Raw genomic sequence first — 23062 nt, 5'->3', positions numbered from 1 at the left:
ATTAAACACACAAATACAAATGTCTAAAGAAGTAAAAATATTAATTGTAGAAGATGATGAGAACCTTCGTTTTCTTGTTGCACACCGCTTAAAAACTGAGGGATATCATGTACTGGAAGCCAACGATGGTGATGCGGGAGAGCGTATGATCATTGCTGACCAGCCGGATATTGTTTTATTGGATTGGATGATGCCGGGCAAGCAGGGAGCAGAGGTGTGTGAAAACGTGCGAAAGCAAGGTTTTGAAAACCTGGTGATCATGATGACTGCCAAAGCACAGGATGTCGATAAGATCGATGCTTACAACTTTGGGGCTTCAGATTATATTACCAAGCCCTTTAACATGGATGTATTGGTGGCGATGTTAGATAGTAAGGTCAAATTCATCGTAAATAAAGATTCGGCTGAAATTCACCGTTTCGGAAATATGGAGCACCATCCCAACATCCATACTTTATTCAGAGATGGTAAGAAAATTGAGCTTACTATTTTAGAAAACCGTATTCTACTTTACTTCTTACGCAATCCTGGCAAAGTAATTAACCGCGATGAACTGATGTTAGTGGTTTGGGGATACAACTCTGATGTTAATACCCGTACGCTGGACATGCACATTGTACGTTTACGTAAAAAGATTGAATTAAACCCTGATAACCCTCAGTTATTGCAAACTGTAAGGGGTGTGGGATATCGCTTTAATGCGGGGTAATTGAATGATTAGGTGATTGAATGAGTAGAATGATTGTTAGCCTGAGGCTAAAGACGTTCACTCATTCAATTCCTCAAACCCGCTCATTTATTATGCGCGCTTTAGGGTAAATATGGTGATTTCAGGAAGAATGCCTACTCTTCCTGGATAGCCCAAGAAGCCATAGCCAACATTTACATAAAGTTGTTGTTTCTGTTCCTGATATAGGCCAGCCCATTCTTTATAAATATATTGTACCGGGCTCCACTGATATTCTTTTAAACGAACACCAAACTGCATACCATGGGTATGTCCGCTAAACATGGCATCAATCTGTGGATATTTTTGTAATACTTCTCCACGCCAGTGAGAGGGGTCGTGACTAAGCAAAAGTTTTACGGGTAAGTCATTAGTATTTTGTACAGCCAGTTCCATTTTGCCGTATTTTGGAAAACGCCCCATACCCCAGTTCTCGATTCCGAGAATTCCTATTTCTTCTCCGTCAACTTTTAGTCTTCTGTTTTCGTTCATCAGCAAATCGTAACCCATAATTTTGTGAACGTCGACCATATCCTTAAGGTTTTTGATTTTGGCCGGAGAAGATTCTTTTCCAAAATAATAGTCTCCATAATCATGGTTACCTAAAGAAGAATACACACCAAGCGGCGCTTTTACTTTTGAGAAAATATCCTGATAGTCTCTTACTTCATTAGTCAGATTGTTAACAAGATCTCCTGTAAAAAAGATGAAGTCTGGTTTTTCAGCTAATAGCATTTCTACGCCTCCTTTTACAGCGGTTTTATTGTAAAAACTTCCTGAGTGGATATCAGAAATCTGCCCCATCGTGATGCCGTCAAACGCTTTAGGTAAATTTGGAAGGATTAGGTTTACCTTTCTGATCTGGTAATCATAAGCGCCAGAAATAATTCCCCAACTGAGCGAGGTTAAAGGAACTGCTGCCGCAACTAAACCCGCTTTGACCAAAAATTCTGAACGCGTAATAGGTTCAACTTCACTAACGGGTTGATCTTTTATGACTTCTCTCTTTTTGAAAAGCCTGATGAATAACCTTCGTAAATCATCCAGAACCAGGAAAGGCAACATGGCCATTTTGCAGGCTACCGTTAAAAAGAAGGCAACTAAAATAATAGCCCTAAGTGTTAAAAACAGGTTCAGAAAAATACCTGCGAATACACCAACGATCAATAGAAGACTGTAGCTCCAATAAACAATTGCAAATATCTTTTTTGTAAGTGGTTTCCATTTTTTAAAAACGGCAACTATTGAGTTGTAGAAGTAAACATCAAATGCGGTAATGAGGATACAGGCGGCAATAATAAAAGGTAATCTTCCCATTAGATTTTGGTAAATAAAAAGCTTTGATAAATTCCTCCGGAGGAAGAACTTATCAAAGCTAAAAAAAATGTATAATTATTGTTTATCTGAAGTCGTCTTCATCCTCTTCTTCATCAAATTCGGCGTTGAATAAGCTGCCAAACATGTCTGAAAATCCAAAACCACCATTTAAAAAGTTTTTACTCAACTGAGAATATTCGGCCAGCCCATGCAACACAAATTCCATCAAGAGTAGTGTTTGATTTTCACTTAGCTTAGGGTGAAATTTTTTAACGGTATCATATAAGCTTGGTACCAGCATCAGTGCTTTTTTGTACTGTACATTGGTTAAGCTATCTGTAACATCAACATTATTACCTTCTGTGAACCACTCTGTAATTTCCGTGTATGGGTTTGCCGTTTTGCTTTTTTTCGCTTTTTCAGGATCCGGGAAATAACGGGCAAAAAGCGTTTTAACAGCCTTACCAATCAGTGTCGTAGCTACATGCGCAGGACCTTCAAGTTCACCTTCGTAAACCAGTTCTATTTTACCAGTGATAGCAGGGATAATACCGGCTAAGTCAGATAAGCGGACAAATGTATTCTTATCGCCCGATATTAGCATTCTGCGTTCAGCAGTACTAATTAGATTTTCGTAGGCTGAGATGGTTAGCCTTGCTGAAACACCGGATTTTTGGTCGATATATTCACTTTTACGTGCTTCGAATGCGATTTGCTCTACTAAATCTTTTACCAGGCCATCAGCTTCGATGCTTGCTTTCTGCTCGGCAGTAAGTTTAGCTTCCTGAAAAGTGATTTTGCGGGAAATTTCAATACTTTTTGGATAATGCGTTAAAATCTGACTTTCAATCCTGTCTTTCAAAGGTGTAACAATACTTCCACGATTGGTATAGTCTTCAGGGTTTGCGGTAAATACAAACTGAATATCTAGTGGTAAACGCAATTTGAAACCTCGGATCTGAATATCTTTTTCCTGCAGCATATTAAATAGTGCCACCTGAATACGGGCCTGCAAATCAGGCAATTCATTAATTACGAAAATACTACGGTGAGCACGTGGTATTAAACCAAAATGGATAACACGTTCATCGTTATAAGTGAGTTTCAGTGTAGCAGCTTTAATCGGGTCTACATCGCCAATTAAATCAGCAACAGTAACATCAGGTGTAGCCAGTTTTTCTGTATAACGTTCGCTGCGGTGTAACCAGGCAATCTCAGTTTCATCACCCTTAGTTGCGATTTCGTTTTTGGCATACCATGAGATTGGATTCAAAGGGTCATCGAATATCTCACTACCTGCTACGTAAGGCACATATTCGTCGAGCAAATTGACCATTAAGCGGGCTATGCGGGTTTTCGCCTGCCCGCGTAAGCCTAGCAGTAAAATGTTGTGGCGTGAAAGTATCGCTGTTTGGAGTTCTGGAATTACCGTTTCATCATAACCGATAATTCCCTCAAATTGTGTTTTCTTATCACGAAGTATTTTAATCAGATTCTCTCTAAGCTCCTCTTTGACGCTTCTTGATTTATAATCTGTTGCCTTTAACTGGCCTAAAGTTGTATTTTGCATGTATGGGAAATGGTTAAAGAATAAATGTTGGAGCTTAATTTTATTTCACTGTTTTTCTTCTGTTTTTAATGTAATCCTCGAAAATATACTCGCCAAGGCCGTTAAGTGAACTGTAAAAAGCTCTCCCTCCGTTAATCTCAGTAAACTGTCGGACGAACTGTTGGAGATAAGGATCTTTAGCAATCATGAAGGTGGTGATAGGTATTTTGAGTCGCTTACATTGTGCAGCCATATTTAAGGTTTTATTAATCACCTTTCTGTCCAAACCCATACTGTTTTTGTAATACTTGCCATTTTCCTTCAAACAGGTTGGTTTCCCATCGGTAATCATAAAGATTTGCTTGTTGTGAGTTTTTCTTCGGCGTAGTAAATCAGTAGCCAGTTCAAGACCTGCAAAAGTGTTGGTGTGGTATGGCCCCACCTGTAGATAAGGGAGATCTTTCACGGTAATTGGCCATGCATCATTACCAAAAACCACAATATCCAATGTGTCTTTGGGGTACTTAGTTTTAATGAGTTCAGCGAGTGCCATTGCCACTTTTTTCGCTGGTGTAATCCGGTCTTCTCCGTATAAGATCATCGAATGCGAAATGTCAATCATTAAAACGGTAGAGGTAAGGGTTTTAAAATCTTTCTCTTCGACTTCTAAATCCCTGTCGGTTAACGTAAAGTCACCAATGCCATGATTAATCTGAGCATTCTGTATAGATGCCGTCATGTCAATCTGGTCTAAACTATCTCCGAAGTTATATTCGCGCCTGTCGGCATTTTTTTCTTCGCCAATGCCAGATTGATTGCTGTTGTGATTCCCTCTGCCAGATTTTTTAAGCTTTCCAAAAATTTCATCCAGCGCAGATTTGCGAATGGTTTGTTCGGTTTTGGCCGTTATTTTGAACTCACCGGATTGATTGTCTTCAGTCAGGTAACCTTTGTCTTTAAGGTCATCGATGAAATTTCCTATACCATAGTCATTATTGGTTAATTTGTATTGTTTATCGAGTTCATTCAGCCAGCTTAAAGCCTCCGCTGCATCACCTGCTGTATAGTTCAGCAGTTCGCTGAATAATTTCAACAACTCATCAAACCCACCTTTTGGCGTATCGCCAGGCTTATAATCAGAAAAACGAAAACCTCTCATGTAATTGTATTAACGAATAATTAAAGATAAAGGTTTGACAACTGACTAATTTAAGCAGGATGTCATATTTCAACCAAAGCCTAAAGCATAAATGGTATGTTAAATTACAGAAGCAACCAATGTCAGTTAGCTAGTGCCATGTGGTAAATTTTTTTGTTGTAGTCTGGATTTGCTCCTGCTTGGGAGGCCACAAATGCACCAACTTTGCAGGCATTGTCTAATATGGATTCAATCGGATAGTCTTCTAGGTAACATGCTATAAATGTGGCTAAAAAAGCATCTCCAGCTCCGACTGTATCGGCCACCTGAACTTTATATCCGCCATGACGGAATAATTTCCCATCCTTCAGTACACATGCGCCCTTATCGCCCAGGGTTAGACATATGATTTCGATATTAAACTGAGTGGATAACTGTTTAAGGATTTGTTCTTCATCGTTACCTGTTAATCCAAAGCTATCGCGAACCCAAATAATCTCATCTTCATTGATTTTCAAAATATCGGCTTTCGATAGCAATATTCCTATTAGCTCCTTTTCATAGAAAGGTGCCCGTAAATTAATATCAAATATTTTTATTTTGGCATTATCGAGCAATGAAAATATGGTGTTTCTTGATCTTTCTTCACGGCAGGTTAAACTACAATACACTAATGCATCAGCCTGCTTAACTGCCTGGATGTTTGCGTTATTAAGAGCTATATGATCCCAGGCTACAGGCTGTTTAATGGTATAGGTCGCCTGGTGATTTTCATCCAGTTGAACAACCACAGTACTGGTAGGCAATGTAGAATGTATTTGAACTAATTCCGTACTAAAATGATTACCTTCCAGAAAGTTTAGCAATTCTTTTCCGTTATCATCGTCTCCGACGGCACTGACAAAACTACTTCCGATGCTTTGCTTGTGAAGGTTCAAGGCTACATTCATGCTTGATCCTCCGGCTTTTTTGCCCTCCGGGAAAACATCCCATAGTATCTCGCCAATTGTAATTACTTTATGCTGCATATGATGAAGATTGAAAATGTAAAGAAACAATTTTTATACATGGAACGAAATAATTTGTTTTATATCTTTACAGTAAGACATCAATATTATGAAAAGACTTTTAATTATCGCTTTCTTGCTGGTTTCAATTGGAACTTATGCGCAAACGGGTAAAGACAAACAAGCCATACTGGATGTATTGGAGAAACAGCGTGGAGACTGGAATAAGGGCGATCTTGAAGCTTTTATGCAAGGGTATGTGAAAAGCGACAGCCTGCTTTTTGTTGGTGGTAATGGGCCCACTTATGGATGGCAAAAAACACTGGATAATTACAAAAAAACATATCAGGGTAAAGCTGGGATGGGTTTTTTAACTTTTGGAATTAAAAAGGTTGATTTTTTAAATAAGGATGTTGCTTTTGTATTGGGGAGCTGGCATTTGAAAAGGGAGAAAGATGAACCTAAGGGATATTACACGTTGCTATTCAAAAAGATATCGGGAGAGTGGAAAATTTTTGTAGATCATTCGAGCTAACAATTCCAAGCACCAAATACGGAAAATATACTTTAAGCTGTTTATTCTCCCAGCTTAAAGTTTTTATAATAGTAATCTTTATCTTCCTCTGTAATTGCCCTGATTACCCTGCAAGGATTTCCTGCCGCGAAAACATTATCCGGTACATCTCTGGTAACTACACTTCCTGAACCAATCACTACGTTTGAACCTATTTTGACTCCAGGATTGATCACTACGTTTCCGCCGATCCAGACACTGTTTCCTATTGTAATTTCCTGTGCCCATTCGTGCTCCTGATCACGCAGGTGTGCATGTATAGGATGACCCGCAGTGTATATTGCTACGTTTGGGGCAATGAAAACGCTGTTTCCAATACTTACCTTTGCACAGTCTAGAATAACCAGATTAAAGTTTGCGTAAAAATTGTCGCCGATTTCAATGTTGTAACCGTAATCGCAGCGGAATGGCGGTTCGATGTAGAACATCTTTTCTGTTTTACCAAATAGCCGCTTTAAAAGTTCTTTGCGTTGCTTGATGAATTTTGGTGCCAGGTTATTGAACTCGTAAACCACCTCTCTTGCTTTTAGTCTTTCTTTGGATAGTTCGGCATCGCCAGCCTGGTAGGCCTTTCCGGCAAGCATCTTTTGTTTCTCACTAAGTATTTCGTTTTCCATAACCCGAAGGTAGAAAAGATTATAAGAATGGCAATGTCTCAGATGTTGTAAAACAAAAAACGGGGCTATCGAAATCCGACTCCCCGCTGAAATTGCTTTCCCCAAAATCCTATAACGGACTTTATTGAAATTTATTTTAAGGTCTTCCTTTTGCGAGAGCTTTCTCTGCAATTTTAACTGCTTTCTTCTCTCTCCAGTGAGCGTACTTTTCTTTGAAAGTCATTTTAATTAAACTATCAATAGCGCCATGTGTGAATAAGCTCCAAACACTGGCCACTTTCCGGCTAATGGATTGGTCCCATGCCCTGAGACTTAACGAGAATGATCCGTCAACATATTTCATCCAGTGCCACATTCCAGTAGGCATGAATAACGTATCACCATGTTCCAGAAAAACCTCATATCCTTCTACGCCGTTCAGTGCAGGGAATTTTTCGAAATCAGGATTGGCAACATCATAATCTTCCAGAGCATAAGTTGCGTTAGGCAGACAATATAATCTGTCTTTCCACTTGTAATCGAAAAGGATGATGTGTTTTCTGCCACCGAAGTGTGTATGGAAAATATGAGGTAGGTCGATGTCGTAATGTAAGAAAGTTACTGAGTTGGATCCTCCAAAGAACATGGCCGGCATGCTTTCAATAAAGCCACCCATTAAATCTTTAGGAATTTTGATATCGTTGATTAAACTAGGGACTTTTTTGAAAAGATTAAAGAAAAATATCCTCAGTTCTGTTGGCTCACGTTTGATCAGGTCTAGATAATCGCCAAACTTCATGTGTGCAGTAGCAGCGTTAATAGGCTTTGACGGATCAGCTTTCGAGTTATCGTATAGCGGAACCTCCAACTCTCCACCAACCTCTTTCAAGTATTCAGTAGTCCATTTCTCTCTCGCCGGCCAGTCTTTTGTAAGGCCTCTTATTACCAATGGTTTTTTAGTCTTTAAGTAGTTCTTTTTGAAATCTTCGGGAGTAATATTCTCTACGATGTCAACAGGTTTTAAAATGAAGCTCATGCGAATAAATCGGTTATTTGTTGCCAAACAACAAATGTGTAAATTTTATTTTACAAATAATATAACTGCAAAGAAAAGTGACGCAAATTACTTAATCTAACTCTTGATATCTATTAACCATTTGTTAATCTAAACCAGCACTTTTCGGTTTACGATTTGCTCATATGCGGCATCCCAAAGGTCGATTCGTTTTTGCAGTGCAAGTTTGGTTGTTTCTTCGGCCTCAAGCCAAAATTGCTCATCTTTCGCACATAATTTTTCTGTCATCGAAAGTGCTAAGTGGCTGTGGTGATCTCCATCAACTTCAATATGACGTTCAAGATAGTATTTGAATATTGATACTTTTTCAGGCTGTGTGCTATTCAAATCATTGACCATGCTGAAGAACATATTAGGAATTAAATCTTCGCGTCCGAATGTAAAGCTTGCAGCCTGGAGATGCGTTTTTCCGCTATTGATGGTTTCGAAAGTGGAGTTGATGAAATTACGTCCTGCCTCTGGAACATCTGCCAGCTCGAAAGCCATGGCGAAATCGCGGCCATTTTGTAAAGATTGCAAGAAATGATTAATTGGCGCTATATTGGCTCCACATTGTACCATGGCATCCAGGTATAACTCAAAATGGCTTTTCACATTTCCATCCGCATCCAGATCACTCTCTTCACCTGCTACAATTTCATTGATCAACTGCCTTGTAACGGCATCGCCCACTGGAAACCAGGGTAGAGTTGTGCAGGTTAAATTAATCTGTAGCGCTTTTAGCAAAGACATGAAGTCCCAAACGGCATAAATGTGATGCTCCATAAAAACCTGAAGGTCCTCAAGTTCACTTATAGCGGAATAAACTTTATGGTTAATAATTTGTTGCCTTAAAGGCTCAATGTTTTGCTTAATCTTTACGATGTTGTGATGCATATATTGTTGATTTGTAGCAGGCTAATTATATCAACCTAATTTCCTGTTACTTGGTATTTGAGCATCAAAATTAAACAGTTAATTTCCGCTAAACACATCTAATTTAAAACTTTAAACAAAGCTGACAAATAGCGGCGTTTGTGATTAAAAAAAACGTTCCCACAACTTGCGGGAACGTTCATTTGAATCATTTGGGACGTGATATGTTTTTCTAAGGATTATCTATGTTTTGGGTAATATACGAACACAGATAATTTATGGTTTTTGAAATAATGAAAATTTTTAAAATCCAAAAACGCTTCCACGGAGTGGAAACGTTTTAAAATATCACAGGTATTATGTTTTCGATTATTTAGGCATTAGAACGGTATCAACAACATGGATAACGCCATTTTTTTGATTAACATCGGCAATTGTTACCGTACTCATTCCACCTTTTTCATCTTTTAAAACTAATTTTTTACCTTCCATCCAGGCCCAAAGTTTACCACCTTCAACAGTAGTTAGTTCTGCTTTACCACCACCAGCTTTGATTGCTTTTGCAATGGCTTTGCTATCCATTTTACCTGCAACAACGTGGTAAGTTAAAATTTTAGTCAGCATCGCTTTGCTTTCAGGTTTAACCAGCATGTCTACTGTTCCTGCGGGTAGTTTATCAAAAGCTGCGTTAGTAGGTGCAAAAACTGTAAATGGACCTGCGCCTTTCAGCGTTTCAACCAACCCTGCTGCTTTTACTGCTGCAACAAGTGTGGTATGGTCTTTTGAGTTTACCGCGTTGTCTACAATATCTTTAGTTGCATACATGGCAGCACCACCTACCATCGGGTTTTTTTGAGCGTAAACTTGGGTTGAAAATGCCATAACAATTACGGCAGATACAGATAGGATTAACTTTTTCATTATTTCTTTTTTAAGTTCTGTTATTTGATTCCATTTACGGAGGTTTACAGTACTACGGTTTCTTAAAAAGAAAAATCATTTATAATTAACTGTATTATAGTCTTTTAAAATTTATTTATTTAGAATTGTTTATCATGTTTAAGCAGAGCTAAATATAGGTTGCCGAATTTAAATCACCTTTGCTTGTCTTATTTTCTTCGATAATAACTTAGGAAAGAATCGTTTTAACCAAATTGCTTTTGTTTCTTTACCACCAACATAAACCTCTTCTTTCTTTGCTTCAACTGCTTTTATTATTTCGGCAGCGCAAAGTTCGACACTCATTCCTTTGGCTTGCGCATTGTCCATGAAGCCTTGTTTATTGCCATTTTCAGTTAATGCGTTTACAGAAATATTTGTGTTAATAAAACCTGGACAAACAATGGTAATGGAGATATTTTTATCAAAGACTTCATTTCGCATGGAATCGAAGTACCCATGAAGTGCATGTTTAGATGCCGAATACACAGAACGAAGTTGGGTGCCAAATTTACCGACCAAACTACTTATAACCACAATTTGTCCGCCACCGTTTTTGATCATTGATGCTGCCACTGCTTTCGTTATGCCTACCGTACCCCAAAAATTGGTATTCATAATTTGCTGCTCTGTTTTAAGATCAGTTTGAAGGGCAAAACTGCGCTGACTAATTCCTCCACTATTAATGAGCAGGTCAATTTTTCCAAATATCCTGATGGCATCTTCTGCCTTTGCTGGCAGCAGGTCAGTTTCAGTCAAATCGAAAGGTAGCACATGCACATTAAAGGAGTTCTGGCAATTTCCTTTCACACGAAATAATTCATCCCGGTTTCGTCCGGAGATGATCAGTTTATTTCCGGCTTTAAAATATTTATAAACCAGGGCTTCTCCGATGCCGGACGATGCTCCTGTAATCCAGATGATTTTAGACATACTATTCAGTTATTGAATTTTTGAATGATAACATATTCCTGGTTAATCAATGATGAATAATTCGGATGCGATATGGTCAGCAAAGAGTTTTCCACTATAGCTTAGCCTTATATTATTTTGTGCTGTGACTAACCAATCTTTACCTTCAAAATGGCTTAGATTATGTACAGTTTCTTCCAGAAAGTCTTTTCCAAAATCAGTTTCGATTTTATCAAGGTCGATGCCCCAGATTGTTCTCAGGGATGTCATCACATATTCATTAAAACGGTCGTTTACTGTTAATACTTCGACTATTTCCGGGAGCTTATTTCCGTTAAGATCACTCAGGTATTGGGCATTGTTGGCTGGATTCATATATCTGTTTATGCCGTCAAACCCGTGGGCTGAAGGGCCAATTCCAATATATTCAATACCTTTCCAGTAATTTGTATTATGCACGGCGCGGGCTTTCGGTTTTGCGAAGTTAGAGATTTCGTAATGCTCAAAGCCTGCTTCGTTTAGTTTCTCCATTAAAATGACAAACTGCTCAGCAGCTTGAGTGTCGTTTACCGGAGTTTGCTTTTTATTTTTGATGGCGTGTGCCAGCGCTGTTCGGGGTTCTACAGTAAGTGCATAAGCCGAAATATGGGGAACCTGAAGGCTGACTCCCTTTGCGATATTGTTCAGCCATTTTTGATCTGTTAACAGAGGATAGCCGTAAATCAGGTCTATGGTTAGGTTCTCAAAACCGGCATCCTGACTTCTCTTAATGCAGTCTTCAGCTTCGGTTGCATTGTGGGCCCTGTTCATCCAGATCAGATCTTCGTTGAAGAAAGACTGAATACCAACACTAAAGCGATTAACAGGCAGGTGCCTGAGTTCCCTGATCTTTTCAAAAGTTAAATCATCTGGATTAGTTTCGATGGTAATCTCGGCGTTTGAGTCAACTGAAAAGGTATGGTTAATCGAATCAAATATTTTTTGTAAATGATGTTCAGAAAGGATTGAAGGTGTTCCTCCCCCAAGGTAGATGGAACCAATCTGGTCTGCAATCCGGTCCTTTTTCATCTTAATCTCTTTACATATGGCGTCGACCATTTCATTCGCGTATTTTAATGAGGTACTGAAATGAAAATCGCAATAGTGACAAGCCTTCTTGCAAAAAGGGATATGGATGTAAATGCCAGACATGAATCGATAATTATATTTAAATGATATTTTTAAATTATCATTTGCTAGTGTAGTGAATATTGAAGTTACAAAGGTAAGCGGAATAAGGACATTGTATCAAAATTTATTCAGTAGTTTTTTTGAGATCAGGATCTGTGTTTAAATACCTCATCCTTGGTCGACACATTTCGTTCTTTCGTCGTTACACTTCTTCCACTAGTCTCATTGTTGGCTTAGACAGAGACTTTGGTCTTTAAATTGAACTTGTGGTGTAAACGCAAAGAAAATGAAAAGAATGATATTCGCTGTTTTATTGGGAGTAGCTTCCATTAGCAGCATGCCATCGAAAGCTCAGGTCAGTTTAAGTATAAATATTGGCCAGCAGCCAGCATGGGGTCCAACCGGTTATAATCATGTTGATTATTACTATTTACCAGACATTGACGCTTATTATTATGTGCCAAGCCGACAATATGTATACGAGGATAATGGTGCATGGGTATGGAGAAACAGCTTGCCGCCAAGATATGCCAACTATGATTTGTACAACGGTTATAAGGTAGTGATGAATTCCCCTAAACCATATTTATCGCATAATAAGCATGTTACACAATATGGTAAGTTTAAAAATTACAAAACTAAACAGCCAATTATTCGCGATAGCAAAGATTCGAGATACACTGGCGGTGGTAACCGAAATACACCCCAAAATAACAGGCCATCAGCAGTTCCGAGGCCAAATCAGGTTTCGAAAGGCAACAATGGCAAAAATGATAACCGTCCTGACAGAAATCAAGGTAAAGGAAATGACAGGAAAGGAAAACATTAACAGTAATTAACTTTAAAGCAGGCGGCTTTTGGACATGGTTCAAGAGCCGTTTGTAATATGCAACCATTTGCAAAAGCCCCTATTGGAAAAAAATAGATGCTATGTGACTGTTAATCCGGAATCGAATTTCTATTTTGCACCATCAAAATAGATAAGGATGGCTTCAGGTTTTTTTGCAATATTAGATGATATTGCGTCTTTAATGGATGATGTTGCGGTTGCGAGTAAGATCGCTACACGTAAAACAGCAGGTATATTAGGAGATGATTTGGCCGTAAATGCGGAGAAAGCTACAGGTTTTTTAGCATCGAGGGAGCTGCCTGTACTTTGGGCAATTACAAAAGGTTCGCTATTAAACAAGTTGATCATTGTTCCTATCGCCCTTTTGCTTAACGCATTTTTTCCAATTGCCATTAAAGTTATCTTAGTTTTGGGAGGCTTTTACCTGGCCTATGAAGGGGTAGAAAAAATTATTGAGTTTTTATTTCACAGGTCAGAGCACGGAAAAGAGCATAATGAAGAGGTTATAGATGAGGGCGCAGATGCTGAGAAAACCAAAGTAAAATCTGCTGTTACTACTGATTTTATCTTGTCTATAGAAATCGTAATTATTGCCTTAGGGACCGTGCTGGACAGAAGCCTTACTTTACAAATAATAACGGTTTCTGTAGTAGCACTATTGGCCACCGTTGGTGTTTATGGTATTGTTGCCCTTATTGTGCGGATGGACGATGCCGGATACAAATTAATTAAGCGCTCCGGTAAAAAAGGTTTCTTGTCTTTTTTAGGGAATTTTCTGATCAAAGCGCTGCCGGTGATTATCAGAATACTAGGAGTGGTAGGTACAATAGCTTTAATATTAGTTGGAGGAGGAATATTCGTACATAACATTGAATTTTTTCATCATTTTCTTCCTGATTTTCCATCAATTATTAAAGAGTTTGGTGTGGGGCTGGTAGCCGGTTTAGTAGCTGTTCCAATATTTTCAGGTCTGAAGAAACTTGTGGCTTTGATCAAACGTTAGATTATTTCTGTATTTGCAGCTATCCTGCATGCTTCTATTACACTGGTTACATTAAGCTTAGCAAATATATTTTGTCGGTGACGGTTGATGGTATTAATACTTAAGTCTAGTTTTTTTGCAATCTCTTTGCTTCTTTTGCCTATACTAATGAGTTGCATGATTTCTTTTTCCCTTGCCGATAATATTGTGTTGAATCGATTTTCATGTTGATCGATAATATCTCCTGTTTTCGTGTTTAGTATCATCCCCTGTGGAATCACAAAATCGGGATGGTCAGGAATTAAATTATAAAGGCAAAGTGCCAGCCATATGCTGCCATCAATGGCATTTCCAATGTAAAGGAGGCGGTGTTTTAACGCGATATACTGCTCATTTTTATTTTTAATCCTCAAGCGCGTAATCAACTCAAAGTTTACTCTTTCATCAACCGGCATCATATTCAACATTTGAAAAAATTGAAATTCGAGTCGGTATTTTTTTAACAGATCATCGGGGTGGATTTTATTGAGCAGCTCATCTTCCCAGATAGAATTGATTTCTGTTTCACGTTTAAGCAAACCCAGTTCATCAGCAACCGGAGCATAGTAGATATAGCTTTTTCTCGCTTTCATGTCACTTAAAACACTAATGCTATTTTCCATTCTGGCATACATTCCTGCAATCAGCTTTCCGTTGTCAAGCTGTGTCTCCTGATTATGATCGCTTTCAAATGGCTGAGAAAATAGTTTTATGTCGAGCAGGTTTCGCATAGTGGCCAATAATTTTAATGGTTATTTATAACCATTGAATGAAACAGAACAGGTAAATAACTTTGCGAACTTAATTAAACTTCTATCGGAATATATAATGAAAAGAATATTTTTTTGCTTAATCCTGTTGCTTAATCTGAATAAATTGAATGCACAGACACTGGAGAAAATGCAGTGGTTTAATGAACCCGCAAAGTGGGAAATTAAAAATAACAGCTTAGTGATGCAGGTTACGCCTAACAGTGATTATTGGCGCATTTCACATTACGGATTTACAGTAGATGACGCTCCCTTTTTGTATTCAAATTACGGTGGGGAGTTTGAGGTGAAGGTTAAACTTACTGGTGCCTATAAAGCCCGTTTCGATCAAATGGGGTTAATGATTCGTACTGATCATAAAAACTACATAAAAACTGGTGTTGAGTTTGTTGATGGAAAATTTAATGTAAGTACTGTAGTGACGCATGACAAAAGCGACTGGAGCGTACTTACTTTAGATCAGGTTCCTCCTTTCATTTGGGTTAAAGTGATAAGGCGACTTGATGCAGTTGAGATTTTTTATTCGTTAGATGATAAAACTTATGTGATGACCCGCAATGCTCCTTTGGAGGATAATTCCCCGGTGATGGTGGGACTAATGGCTGCAAGTCCTGATGGAAATGGTTTTGAAGCCACATTTGAAAAATTTAAGATTAAACACCTTCCCGATCAACGGAGGCTGGAATGGCTTAAAGCGCATCAGTAAATCATGCCTCAATTATCGCCTCATATAATTTTTTTAATTGTTAACAGAATGCCTTGCTCATGCTCTTGAGTAAGGCTTTTGTTTGCGCTGAGTTAAACTCATCTGATTTCCCTGCTAGGCACGTTTAGCTGAGTGGAGTATTTTTAGTTTATCCATTTGATTTGTTAAAGCACTTATCACAGTAAAATATGATATTTGCAGGTAAACTACAAAAAATATGAAGCCCTATCTCCAGCTCTTTGATTTATCAAAAAAAGTAAACTATAAAACAGAAGTGCTGGCAGGCCTCACCGTTGCAATGACCATGATTCCTGAATCACTGTCTTTTGCCATTCTTGCAGGTTTTCCACCGCTAACTGGTTTATATGCGGCATTTATCATGGGACTGATTACTGCGGTACTTGGCGGCAGGCCGGGTTTGGTTTCGGGTGGGGCGGGTGCAACAGTGATTGTACTAATCGCATTGATGAAAAGTAATGGGCTGGAATATGTCTTTGCTGCGGTTGCACTAGCGGGTTTGATACAGATACTTGTAGGATTGTTTAAGCTTGGTAAATTTGTCCGATTAGTACCGCAGCCTGTCATGTTTGGTTTTGTAAACGGGTTAGCCGTCATTATCTTCACCTCACAGCTCACCCAATTTAAGTCCATTGTTAATGGAAGTGAGACCTGGATTACTGGAATGCCGCTTTACATCATGCTTGCTCTGGTGGCATTAACAATTACTGTTGTTGTACTTCTTCCTAAAATAACCAAAGCTATTCCTTCTTCATTAGTTGCTATCATCGTCGTTTTTGTATTGGTATTGATTTTTAATATACCAACTAAGTTGGTTAGAGATATCTCGTCTGTCAGTGGTGGGTTTCCTCCTTTTCACATTCCTCAAGTGCCGCTCACACTTGATATGTTGAAAATCATATTTCCGTATTCAATCATTATGGCAGGTGTAGGATTGACCGAGGGTTTGCTCACGCTGAACTTGGTTGATGAGATTACTGATAGTAAAGGTAATGGTAACCGCGAAAGCATAGCCCAGGGATTGGCTAATTTAACCAATGGTTTTTTTACTGGAATGGGCGGCTGCCCAATGATTGCTCAAACACTTGTCAATCTATCGGCAGGGGCAAGAGCCAGATTGTCTGCAGTTGTAGCCGCTTTAACAATTCTAATTATTATCCTGGTAGGTGCGCCAGTCATTGACAGAGTTCCGATGGCTGCACTTGTAGGCGTAATGATGATGGTTGCGATAGGAACATTTGAATGGATGAGCTTTAAGGTAATTAATAAAATGCCAAAGCAAGATATATTCATTGGGGTTTCTGTTGCCCTGATTACAATCTGGTTGCATAATCTTGCACTGGCTGTTTTGATTGGAGTGGTCATTTCTGCCCTGGTATTCGCCTGGGAAAGTGCAAAACAGATCCGGGCTAATAAAAGTGTTGATCAAAGAAGAATGACCATCTATGAAGTTTCCGGGCCTTTGTTTTTCGGTTCTGTCAGTCGTTTCATGGAACTTTTCGATGTGCAGAACGATAGTGCTATAGTTATAGTGGATTTCAAAAATAGTAGGGTCTTTGATATGTCCGGTATCGATGCACTTCACCGGCTAACAGAAAAATACAATAGTTTGAACAAAAAAGTTCATCTCCAATCCTTGAGCTCAGAAAGCCGGCGCCTGATTGGTGATGCTATTGATATTATCAGAGTAAACATAATTGACGATTCATCCGATAAAATTACTTTATAAATCACAGCTGGTATATGTTATTGCTTCATTGTCAAGCATTAATGATTTTCGTCAGCATTGCCGGAACTGAGGTTACGATATATCGTAATTCTTTGTATTCGAGCTTCAAAAATGTTTTAAAACGCATTTCAATCGTTTGAAAACCTTGAAATTATGTATCAAAAATTTATTAAATAGTATTCAAATGGTTTTATAATTGTCAAATTGATATTTATAAAATTAATTTATTGAAATTATACTAAAAGTGCTAGCTCGACAATAAAACGTTTTAGTATTATATATATTTGATTTAACCAAATTAACTAATTATGAGACTAATCACTTACTACAACCTGAGTACTATTCCTTTTGACACAAGTCAGATTTTGCTGTTTCCGAAAAAGTAAATATTAAAAATCATTTTTTTTATTAATTAACGATCCATTTATTATGCGATACTTATGGGTGTGCTGTGGCTTTTTTGCAATGCTTACGTTAAACGTTTTACCATGCAATGCAACAATTGTTAAGCTTTACACAAGTCTGAAAAACAGGCCTTTTATTCGTCAGGATACAACAAAAGTCAGAATTGTATCTGAAAGAGATTCGCTGCGAAAAGACAGTCTGGAAAAGATCAAACAGAGAACGCTTTACAGCAAGTTGGCTGGAACAGTTCAAAAAGATACCAGGGATTTATCACTTTTTCCTGCTATTTCATTACAGCAGAATCTAAAAGGGAACTATGCAGGTTTGTATGTTCAGGAGCCAACGGGAGAGCCCGGAACAATACAAAATATGTTTTTAAGGGGAGCTCCGATGCCATTACTTTCTAAAAAGGATGTGTATTCATCTCAGCCTTTGGTAGTGCTGGATGGTATTCCCCTTGTTGGAGAACATCCGTTTGCATTTGATATACAGCAATATGATTTCAACCGCATCGGTCCGGCGACGAATCTGCTAACAGGAATAGATATCAACAATATTGCCTCAGTAGAGGTTTTGAAAGATTTAGCAAGTACTGCAATCTATGGTCCCAGGGGAGTGAATGGTGTAATCTTGTTGAAGTCTAAAACGCCTGACGGGATGAACAGAAGCATAAGCTTTAACTCCTATATCGGTCTGGTTCAAAAACCTACAGTCAATACCATTAACGGCAAGTATGAAAATGAGTTTCGACAAAGATTTTATGACATTTACACCACTAACGGACGTTACTCAGATGATGAGCAATATCCGGTTTACCTTAGTGACTCACTTAATAATGTCTACAGTGGAAAATCTGATTGGACCGATCTGTACTATAAAAATGCACTTATATATGGTGTCAATTTGGGGCTGACCGGTGGCTCCGATCGTGCAAGTTTCAGGTTTTCACTTGGTAACACCAAAAGTGAAGGTGTAGCGGATGGTACCGGTTTAGACCGCTATAGTGCGATGTTTAACATTAATATGAGGCCGGTAAAATGGTTATTATTTTCTGCGATGATTAACGGGAACAGGCTGAACAGAACGCGTAACCGAAATCTGAGAGATCGTTTTACACAGCTAAATTATTTCCCTGATTTAAGTGCTCCACTAGCCCCAAATAAAGAATATTATGGTAATTACCTGGCGCAATATGATAAAGGATTCGATGATAACAAAACCAATTCTATACAAGGCTATGCCAGACTTTTGGCTACACTGGGTAAGTTTAAGATTTCATCTACTTTCAATGTAGATTATAATGAAGGCTACCGTGATGTATTCTACGCCAGAACGTTATTGCAGGGAACAAGCTATGCATCCAACTATTATGGTTTCAACCAAAGGTTGATGATTGATAACAAGGCTACTTACGATTTGAATGTCAACACCGTTCATGACTTTCATTTTGAGTTGGGTCAATCTACCATGTGGGATCTTTATAAATACAGTAATGCCTATGCTTACAAAGGTGCAAACGACTACATCAAAATTAATTTACTGGATTCAGATCCTAAACTTCCCAACGGGAATGACAATCCAAATTACCTTGTTCCTACTGCCTTTCCAAGGGAGTTAACGTATCGTTTTCTGGATAAAACACAGGATAATCTGGTTTCTTTCTACGGTAAAGTCAACTATTCATATAGTGATAAGTATTTCCTTTCAGGTACGTTGCGCCTGGATGGTTCTTCCAATGCACAGCCCACAACGCGGTGGTTCTATTCACCGGTATTGTCAGCAGCCTGGAACATAAAAAATGAATTACTTAAAGACTTCAAATCTATTGACGACGCTGTTCTTAGAGCAAGTGTTGGTCGTATGGGCCGAACATTTACTTACGATAATTATGCACAAGGTCCGCAATATACCGCAACCGTAGGTTATACAGGCAACCTGACAGTACCAGGGTATAATGCTATTGGAGTATTAACCAGACCATACTCATTCGGATGGGTTGGATATAATGTTCCATGGTCTTATTCTGATCAATTGAATATTGGTTTAGATGTTTCGATGCTCAAGAATAGGCTGCATGCATCTTTAGATTTTTATACTAAAGCTGAGAAAAATCAACTTATTAGTATTCCGTCATATGCAGAGTATGGATACAAACAATCTATAGAAAGTGGACTCGATATGACCAATACCGGTTTGGACTTAACGATCAGTGCGTTGGTTATCTCAAATGCTACATTCAAATGGAATTCTGCTTTAAATGTTAACCATAATACCAATAAGCTTAATGCGCTACCCAGGGGTTTAAATGAAATTGTAATCGGTAATCGCTTTCTAAAAGTCGGTCAGCCTGTAGATCAATACTGGTTGCTTGAAAACGAAGGTATTTACACTGCTAACAGTCAAGTAGCTGTAGTAAATGGCCAACCATTGAAATACAATGGCCAGGCGTTAAAAGCCGGAGATCCAAGATGGAAGGATCAAAACGGTGATAATATTATAGATGAGAAGGACAAAGTTCTAAAAGGTCACATCATGCCATTGTTATCAGGAGGATTTGATAACTCCTTTAATTATGCCAACTGGACGCTCGGAACAAACCTGTATTTTAATCTGGGAAGAAAAATCATCAACCAGGAGATGGCAAACCGCTTCGATTTTGTGAACCGCGAAGGGAATACCGATTTAAGCTCGGTAAAAGAAATTACTTTTTGGGAAAAGCGCGGGGATTATAGCAAGTATCCTTTGTACAACCCCTGGAGTACTGTAATTCCTTATCGCGTTGATCAGGATCTATTTCTCGAAAATGCCTCCTTTCTAAAGTTAAGGTCTGTTTCACTAGGTTATGATTTAGGTCAGGTTCTTAAAAGAAAAAACATTAAGATCAAGAAAATTTTTGTGTACGGTTCAGTAAACAATGTGTTCACAGTAACCCCTTATACAGGTCAGGATCCTGAACTGGTAAGCTACGACGGGATGGACACCGGTTATGGCCAGCCAATACCGAGAACATATACATTAGGTGTTAAAATGGAATTATAATATGGAAAGAAGTAATACTAATACATCAATGATGAAAAATATACTATACACCATTCTCCTTTCGGTTTTTATAGTCTCAGGATGTAATAAGGCACTGGACGCTGATTCAAGCCGTACAGTGGGAGAAAAAAACATGTGGAATACCGTTGAGGATGCACGTGCAGGGATTATGGGGGTGTATGCACTTACCCGTTCAGCATTATCAGATAATAATGGACATTGGATTTATGGAGATGTTAGGCCTGGTGAATTTGCAAGTCCTAAAAGGCAGGACCTAAAAGCGGTTATCAGTAACAATTTAAATGCCTCTTATCCCGTAGTTGAATCGCTATCAGATTGGACCAGGTTTTACGCTATTGTAAACGGAGCAAATGTTCTGATGGAAAATGTAGCTCATGTAAGGGCTAATGATAAGCGTTATTCAGATAATAACATGACGGTTGATCTTGCTCAGGCAAGATTTTTAAGGGCATTTGCCTATTTCTATATGGTTCGTATCTGGGGAGATGTGCCGTTTGTAATTTCTTCCGGAGAAACTGGATTCGAAAATAAGCCAAGAGAAAGCCAGGCAAAAATTCTGGCCTGGGTAGAGTCTGAAATCCTTAGGGCTGCTGCAGATTTACCTTTTATCTACAGTGGCGGAGATGTTCAGCAACCTAGTAATTACTACAATGAAGACAGCAATCGTTGGGGAGGTGCCCTGGCGACTAAAGTTACGGCATATGCTGTTTTAGCGCATGTTGCTGCCTGGAAAGCTGACTATTCGAACGTATCAAAATATGCCAAATTTGTTGAAGATAACTACGGTAGGTCGCAAGGCGGATATACCTCTGTAACCGATCTGAGCAACTCTAATGGGTTTTTCTACAATAAAAATACCCGTCAGATGTTTGGATTCAATTCCGATTATGGTCACGTTGATGGTTCGGCAACCGGGCACATCGAGGAGCTAACGTTAGCAGAGCCAATCCTTACTAAAACAGTGCCGGACATTTATTTGCCAAAAGATTCTATCTTAAAATATTTTAATCTCGCAAAGGATGAAAGGTTTGCCATTGATACACTAGGTCAATCCAAATTTGATAGATATTTTACCAATCTGAATGGCAAGTATCCAATCTTCAGTAAGATTAAAGTGATTCAGGGTGGTGGCACAGATCCGAATTTCCGATACTTTACAAGTGCCCTTATTTTCACAAGGTTAGAAGACATCGTTCTACTGCGCGCCGAAGCTTTATCAGTATTGGGCGATCAGATTGGTGCCCTGGCTGAGTTGAATAATGTTGTGACACGTAGAATTACCAGTGGTACCGACTCACCTTATAGCACAACCGACGATTTGATTAAAGTGATCTTTGAAGAAAGACATCGGGAATTATTAGGCGAGGGGCAAAGGTGGTATGACCTGATCAGATTAAACAAGATCAGACAAAATGATTCCAGATTTATGGCGCTCATTAATTCCGGAGGTATATATTGGCCAGTTTCCCGCAAGCTGATATCTCAAAATAATTTGTTAACTCAGAATCCTTACTGGCGCTAAATAATACATATATGAAGAATTTTATGAAATATGTGGGAGCAGCTGCAATGTTGTTGATGCTCACCTTAATTTATTCAGCTTGTAAAAAGAATGGCGGCTTTTACGATGCAGAAGAATCTACAGCACCATTTACCGGAAACACTTATGAATACCTGAAAAGCAAGCCTGGTGTTTATGATTCTCTACTTGTTGCAATTGATCGGATGGGTTTGCAGAAAACCTTAACTGATAGTAACGTTACTTTATTCGCGGTAACCAATCCAAGTTTTCAACTGGCTTTTAGAAACCTCAACACCCTCAGGAAACAATCAGATAAAGATCCGTTGTTTCTCTCGAATATCGATGGGGTACAACTTGATACTATGGTTTCTTACTACATCATCAGAGGAAAAAAACCTACAGATTCACTTAAACTTCAGGATGGATTAAACCTAACCAGTGTTAAAGTTGGCTATCCGATGCATGCTAAATCCATCAGGGCATCAGCAAGCGGACTGGTTGGCGCCGGACCAGAAGTAATTGAATTTAGTAACACTAAAAGAAGTCAGTTCATCAGAAACTGGGCAACCAGTACTACAGCATCCAATAACATCAAAACCAAAAATGGGATTGTGCATGTCATTAGTCCTGATCATACGTTTGGTTTCGATGGGTTTGTAACCCGGTTAACATTTGTTCCGCCACCACCAAACTTAATGGTTACCATCGGTGGTACATTGACTACAAACCGTGAAAACGGCGGAGGGATTACCGCTGGAGAAAGCTCAAGGAAAGTGATTGACGGCGACGATCATACCAAGTTTCTTTGTGATTTGCAAGGTTTTTTAACGATGACCTATAAGCTTAAAACAGCTGATGTATCATCTGTATATACTTTGATTTCAGCGAATGATGCAAATGAACGTGATCCCAAAGCATGGACTTATGAAGCTTCAAATGACGGCGTTAACTGGACTGAATTGCATCGGGTAAGCAATTTCTTTTTTGAGGAACGCTATCAACAAAAGGTATTTAGATGTACTAACACTACGCCATACTTATACTACCGTATAAACATTACCGAGTTAAGAAATGGCAGCGTATTCCAATTGGCAGAATGGACCATTAACAAAACGAAATAGA

At 38.7% G+C, this 23062-nt stretch carries 20 protein-coding genes; 9 read left to right on the top strand and 11 right to left on the bottom strand.

Annotation, left to right across the window (positions count from 1 at the left end; all coding sequences use genetic code 11):
* Window positions 1–19 precede the first annotated feature (19 nt).
* Window positions 20–709, top strand: a complete 690-nt coding sequence (locus AB669_RS09075; protein ID WP_047798934.1) for a response regulator transcription factor — start codon at window positions 20–22, stop codon at window positions 707–709.
* A gap of 90 nt (window positions 710–799) precedes the next feature.
* Here the strand turns inward: AB669_RS09075 and AB669_RS09070 are convergent, their stop codons facing one another.
* From AB669_RS09070 to AB669_RS09055, 4 genes are all read right to left on the bottom strand, one after another.
* Entirely contained in the window at window positions 800–2044 is a 1245-nt protein-coding gene (locus tag AB669_RS09070) for a metallophosphoesterase (RefSeq protein ID WP_047798933.1), read from the bottom strand.
* 82 nt (window positions 2045–2126) lie between these two features.
* Window positions 2127–3614, bottom strand: a complete 1488-nt coding sequence (locus tag AB669_RS09065) for a sigma 54-interacting transcriptional regulator (protein WP_047798932.1) — start codon at window positions 3612–3614, stop codon at window positions 2127–2129.
* Between the two features lie 40 nt (window positions 3615–3654).
* Window positions 3655–4752 (bottom strand): VWA domain-containing protein, encoded by a 1098-nt coding sequence (locus AB669_RS09060; RefSeq protein ID WP_047798931.1) that lies wholly within the window; start codon window positions 4750–4752, stop codon window positions 3655–3657.
* A 122-nt stretch (window positions 4753–4874) separates the two neighbouring features.
* Window positions 4875–5759: a carbohydrate kinase gene (locus AB669_RS09055; RefSeq protein ID WP_047798930.1), complete on the bottom strand. Its 885-nt coding sequence runs from the start codon at window positions 5757–5759 to the stop codon at window positions 4875–4877.
* Window positions 5760–5847: 88 nt separating this feature from the next.
* On the opposite strand from AB669_RS09055, the gene AB669_RS09050 reads away from it, so the two are divergent.
* On the top strand, window positions 5848–6273 hold the full coding sequence (locus AB669_RS09050) for a DUF4440 domain-containing protein (RefSeq protein ID WP_047798929.1): 426 nt from the start codon (window positions 5848–5850) through the stop codon (window positions 6271–6273).
* Window positions 6274–6314: 41 nt separating this feature from the next.
* Here AB669_RS09050 and AB669_RS09045 read toward each other — a convergent pair whose 3' ends face one another.
* The 6 genes from AB669_RS09045 to hemW all read right to left on the bottom strand — a co-directional run bounded on the left by AB669_RS09045 (window position 6315) and on the right by hemW (window position 11880).
* Window positions 6315–6929, bottom strand: coding sequence for a sugar O-acetyltransferase (locus AB669_RS09045; RefSeq protein WP_231582653.1), 615 nt, complete (start codon window positions 6927–6929; stop codon window positions 6315–6317).
* A 136-nt stretch (window positions 6930–7065) separates the two neighbouring features.
* Entirely contained in the window at window positions 7066–7944 is an 879-nt protein-coding gene (locus tag AB669_RS09040) for a cupin-like domain-containing protein (protein WP_047798928.1), read from the bottom strand.
* A gap of 129 nt (window positions 7945–8073) precedes the next feature.
* Window positions 8074–8859, bottom strand: coding sequence for a DUF3050 domain-containing protein (locus AB669_RS09035; protein ID WP_047798927.1), 786 nt, complete (start codon window positions 8857–8859; stop codon window positions 8074–8076).
* A gap of 348 nt (window positions 8860–9207) precedes the next feature.
* Window positions 9208–9759: a fasciclin domain-containing protein gene (locus AB669_RS09030; protein ID WP_047798926.1), complete on the bottom strand. Its 552-nt coding sequence runs from the start codon at window positions 9757–9759 to the stop codon at window positions 9208–9210.
* 168 nt (window positions 9760–9927) lie between these two features.
* Window positions 9928–10710 (bottom strand): SDR family NAD(P)-dependent oxidoreductase, encoded by a 783-nt coding sequence (locus tag AB669_RS09025; RefSeq protein WP_047798925.1) that lies wholly within the window; start codon window positions 10708–10710, stop codon window positions 9928–9930.
* A 42-nt stretch (window positions 10711–10752) separates the two neighbouring features.
* Complete coding sequence (hemW, locus tag AB669_RS09020) at window positions 10753–11880, bottom strand: radical SAM family heme chaperone HemW (protein ID WP_082120627.1); 1128 nt, start codon at window positions 11878–11880, stop codon at window positions 10753–10755.
* 265 nt (window positions 11881–12145) lie between these two features.
* Between hemW and AB669_RS09015 the strand changes: the two genes are divergently transcribed.
* Together AB669_RS09015 and AB669_RS09010 are read left to right on the top strand one after the other, a co-directional pair.
* Window positions 12146–12688 (top strand): hypothetical protein, encoded by a 543-nt coding sequence (locus tag AB669_RS09015; RefSeq protein ID WP_047798923.1) that lies wholly within the window; start codon window positions 12146–12148, stop codon window positions 12686–12688.
* A 157-nt stretch (window positions 12689–12845) separates the two neighbouring features.
* On the top strand, window positions 12846–13712 hold the full coding sequence (locus AB669_RS09010) for a DUF808 domain-containing protein (RefSeq protein ID WP_047798922.1): 867 nt from the start codon (window positions 12846–12848) through the stop codon (window positions 13710–13712).
* Here the strand turns inward: AB669_RS09010 and AB669_RS09005 are convergent.
* Window positions 13709–14461 carry a response regulator transcription factor gene (locus AB669_RS09005; RefSeq protein WP_047798921.1) on the bottom strand — a complete coding sequence of 251 codons (753 nt, stop codon included), beginning with the start codon at window positions 14459–14461 and terminating at the stop codon, window positions 13709–13711. The two genes, AB669_RS09010 and AB669_RS09005, sit on opposite strands and share 4 nt — an antisense overlap.
* A 97-nt stretch (window positions 14462–14558) precedes the next feature.
* Here AB669_RS09005 and AB669_RS09000 point away from each other — a divergent pair, with 97 nt between their 5' ends.
* The 5 genes from AB669_RS09000 (at window position 14559) to AB669_RS08980 (ending at window position 23061) form a co-directional block, all read left to right on the top strand.
* Window positions 14559–15206: a DUF1349 domain-containing protein gene (locus AB669_RS09000; protein ID WP_047799096.1), complete on the top strand. Its 648-nt coding sequence runs from the start codon at window positions 14559–14561 to the stop codon at window positions 15204–15206.
* A 217-nt stretch (window positions 15207–15423) separates the two neighbouring features.
* Window positions 15424–16953, top strand: a complete 1530-nt coding sequence (locus tag AB669_RS08995; protein WP_047798920.1) for a SulP family inorganic anion transporter — start codon at window positions 15424–15426, stop codon at window positions 16951–16953.
* Between the two features lie 429 nt (window positions 16954–17382).
* Window positions 17383–20397 (top strand): SusC/RagA family TonB-linked outer membrane protein, encoded by a 3015-nt coding sequence (locus AB669_RS08990; protein ID WP_231582652.1) that lies wholly within the window; start codon window positions 17383–17385, stop codon window positions 20395–20397.
* 1 nt (window position 20398) lies between these two features.
* Complete coding sequence (locus AB669_RS08985) at window positions 20399–21940, top strand: RagB/SusD family nutrient uptake outer membrane protein (protein WP_047798918.1); 1542 nt, start codon at window positions 20399–20401, stop codon at window positions 21938–21940.
* An 11-nt stretch (window positions 21941–21951) separates the two neighbouring features.
* Entirely contained in the window at window positions 21952–23061 is a 1110-nt protein-coding gene (locus AB669_RS08980; RefSeq protein ID WP_231582651.1) for a fasciclin domain-containing protein, read from the top strand.
* Window position 23062 lies beyond the last annotated feature (1 nt).

This window comes from Pedobacter sp. BMA, from assembly GCF_001027745.1.
Classification (GTDB): Bacteria; Bacteroidota; Bacteroidia; order Sphingobacteriales; family Sphingobacteriaceae; genus Pedobacter.
This window is presented reverse-complemented; position numbering and strand designations above follow the sequence as displayed.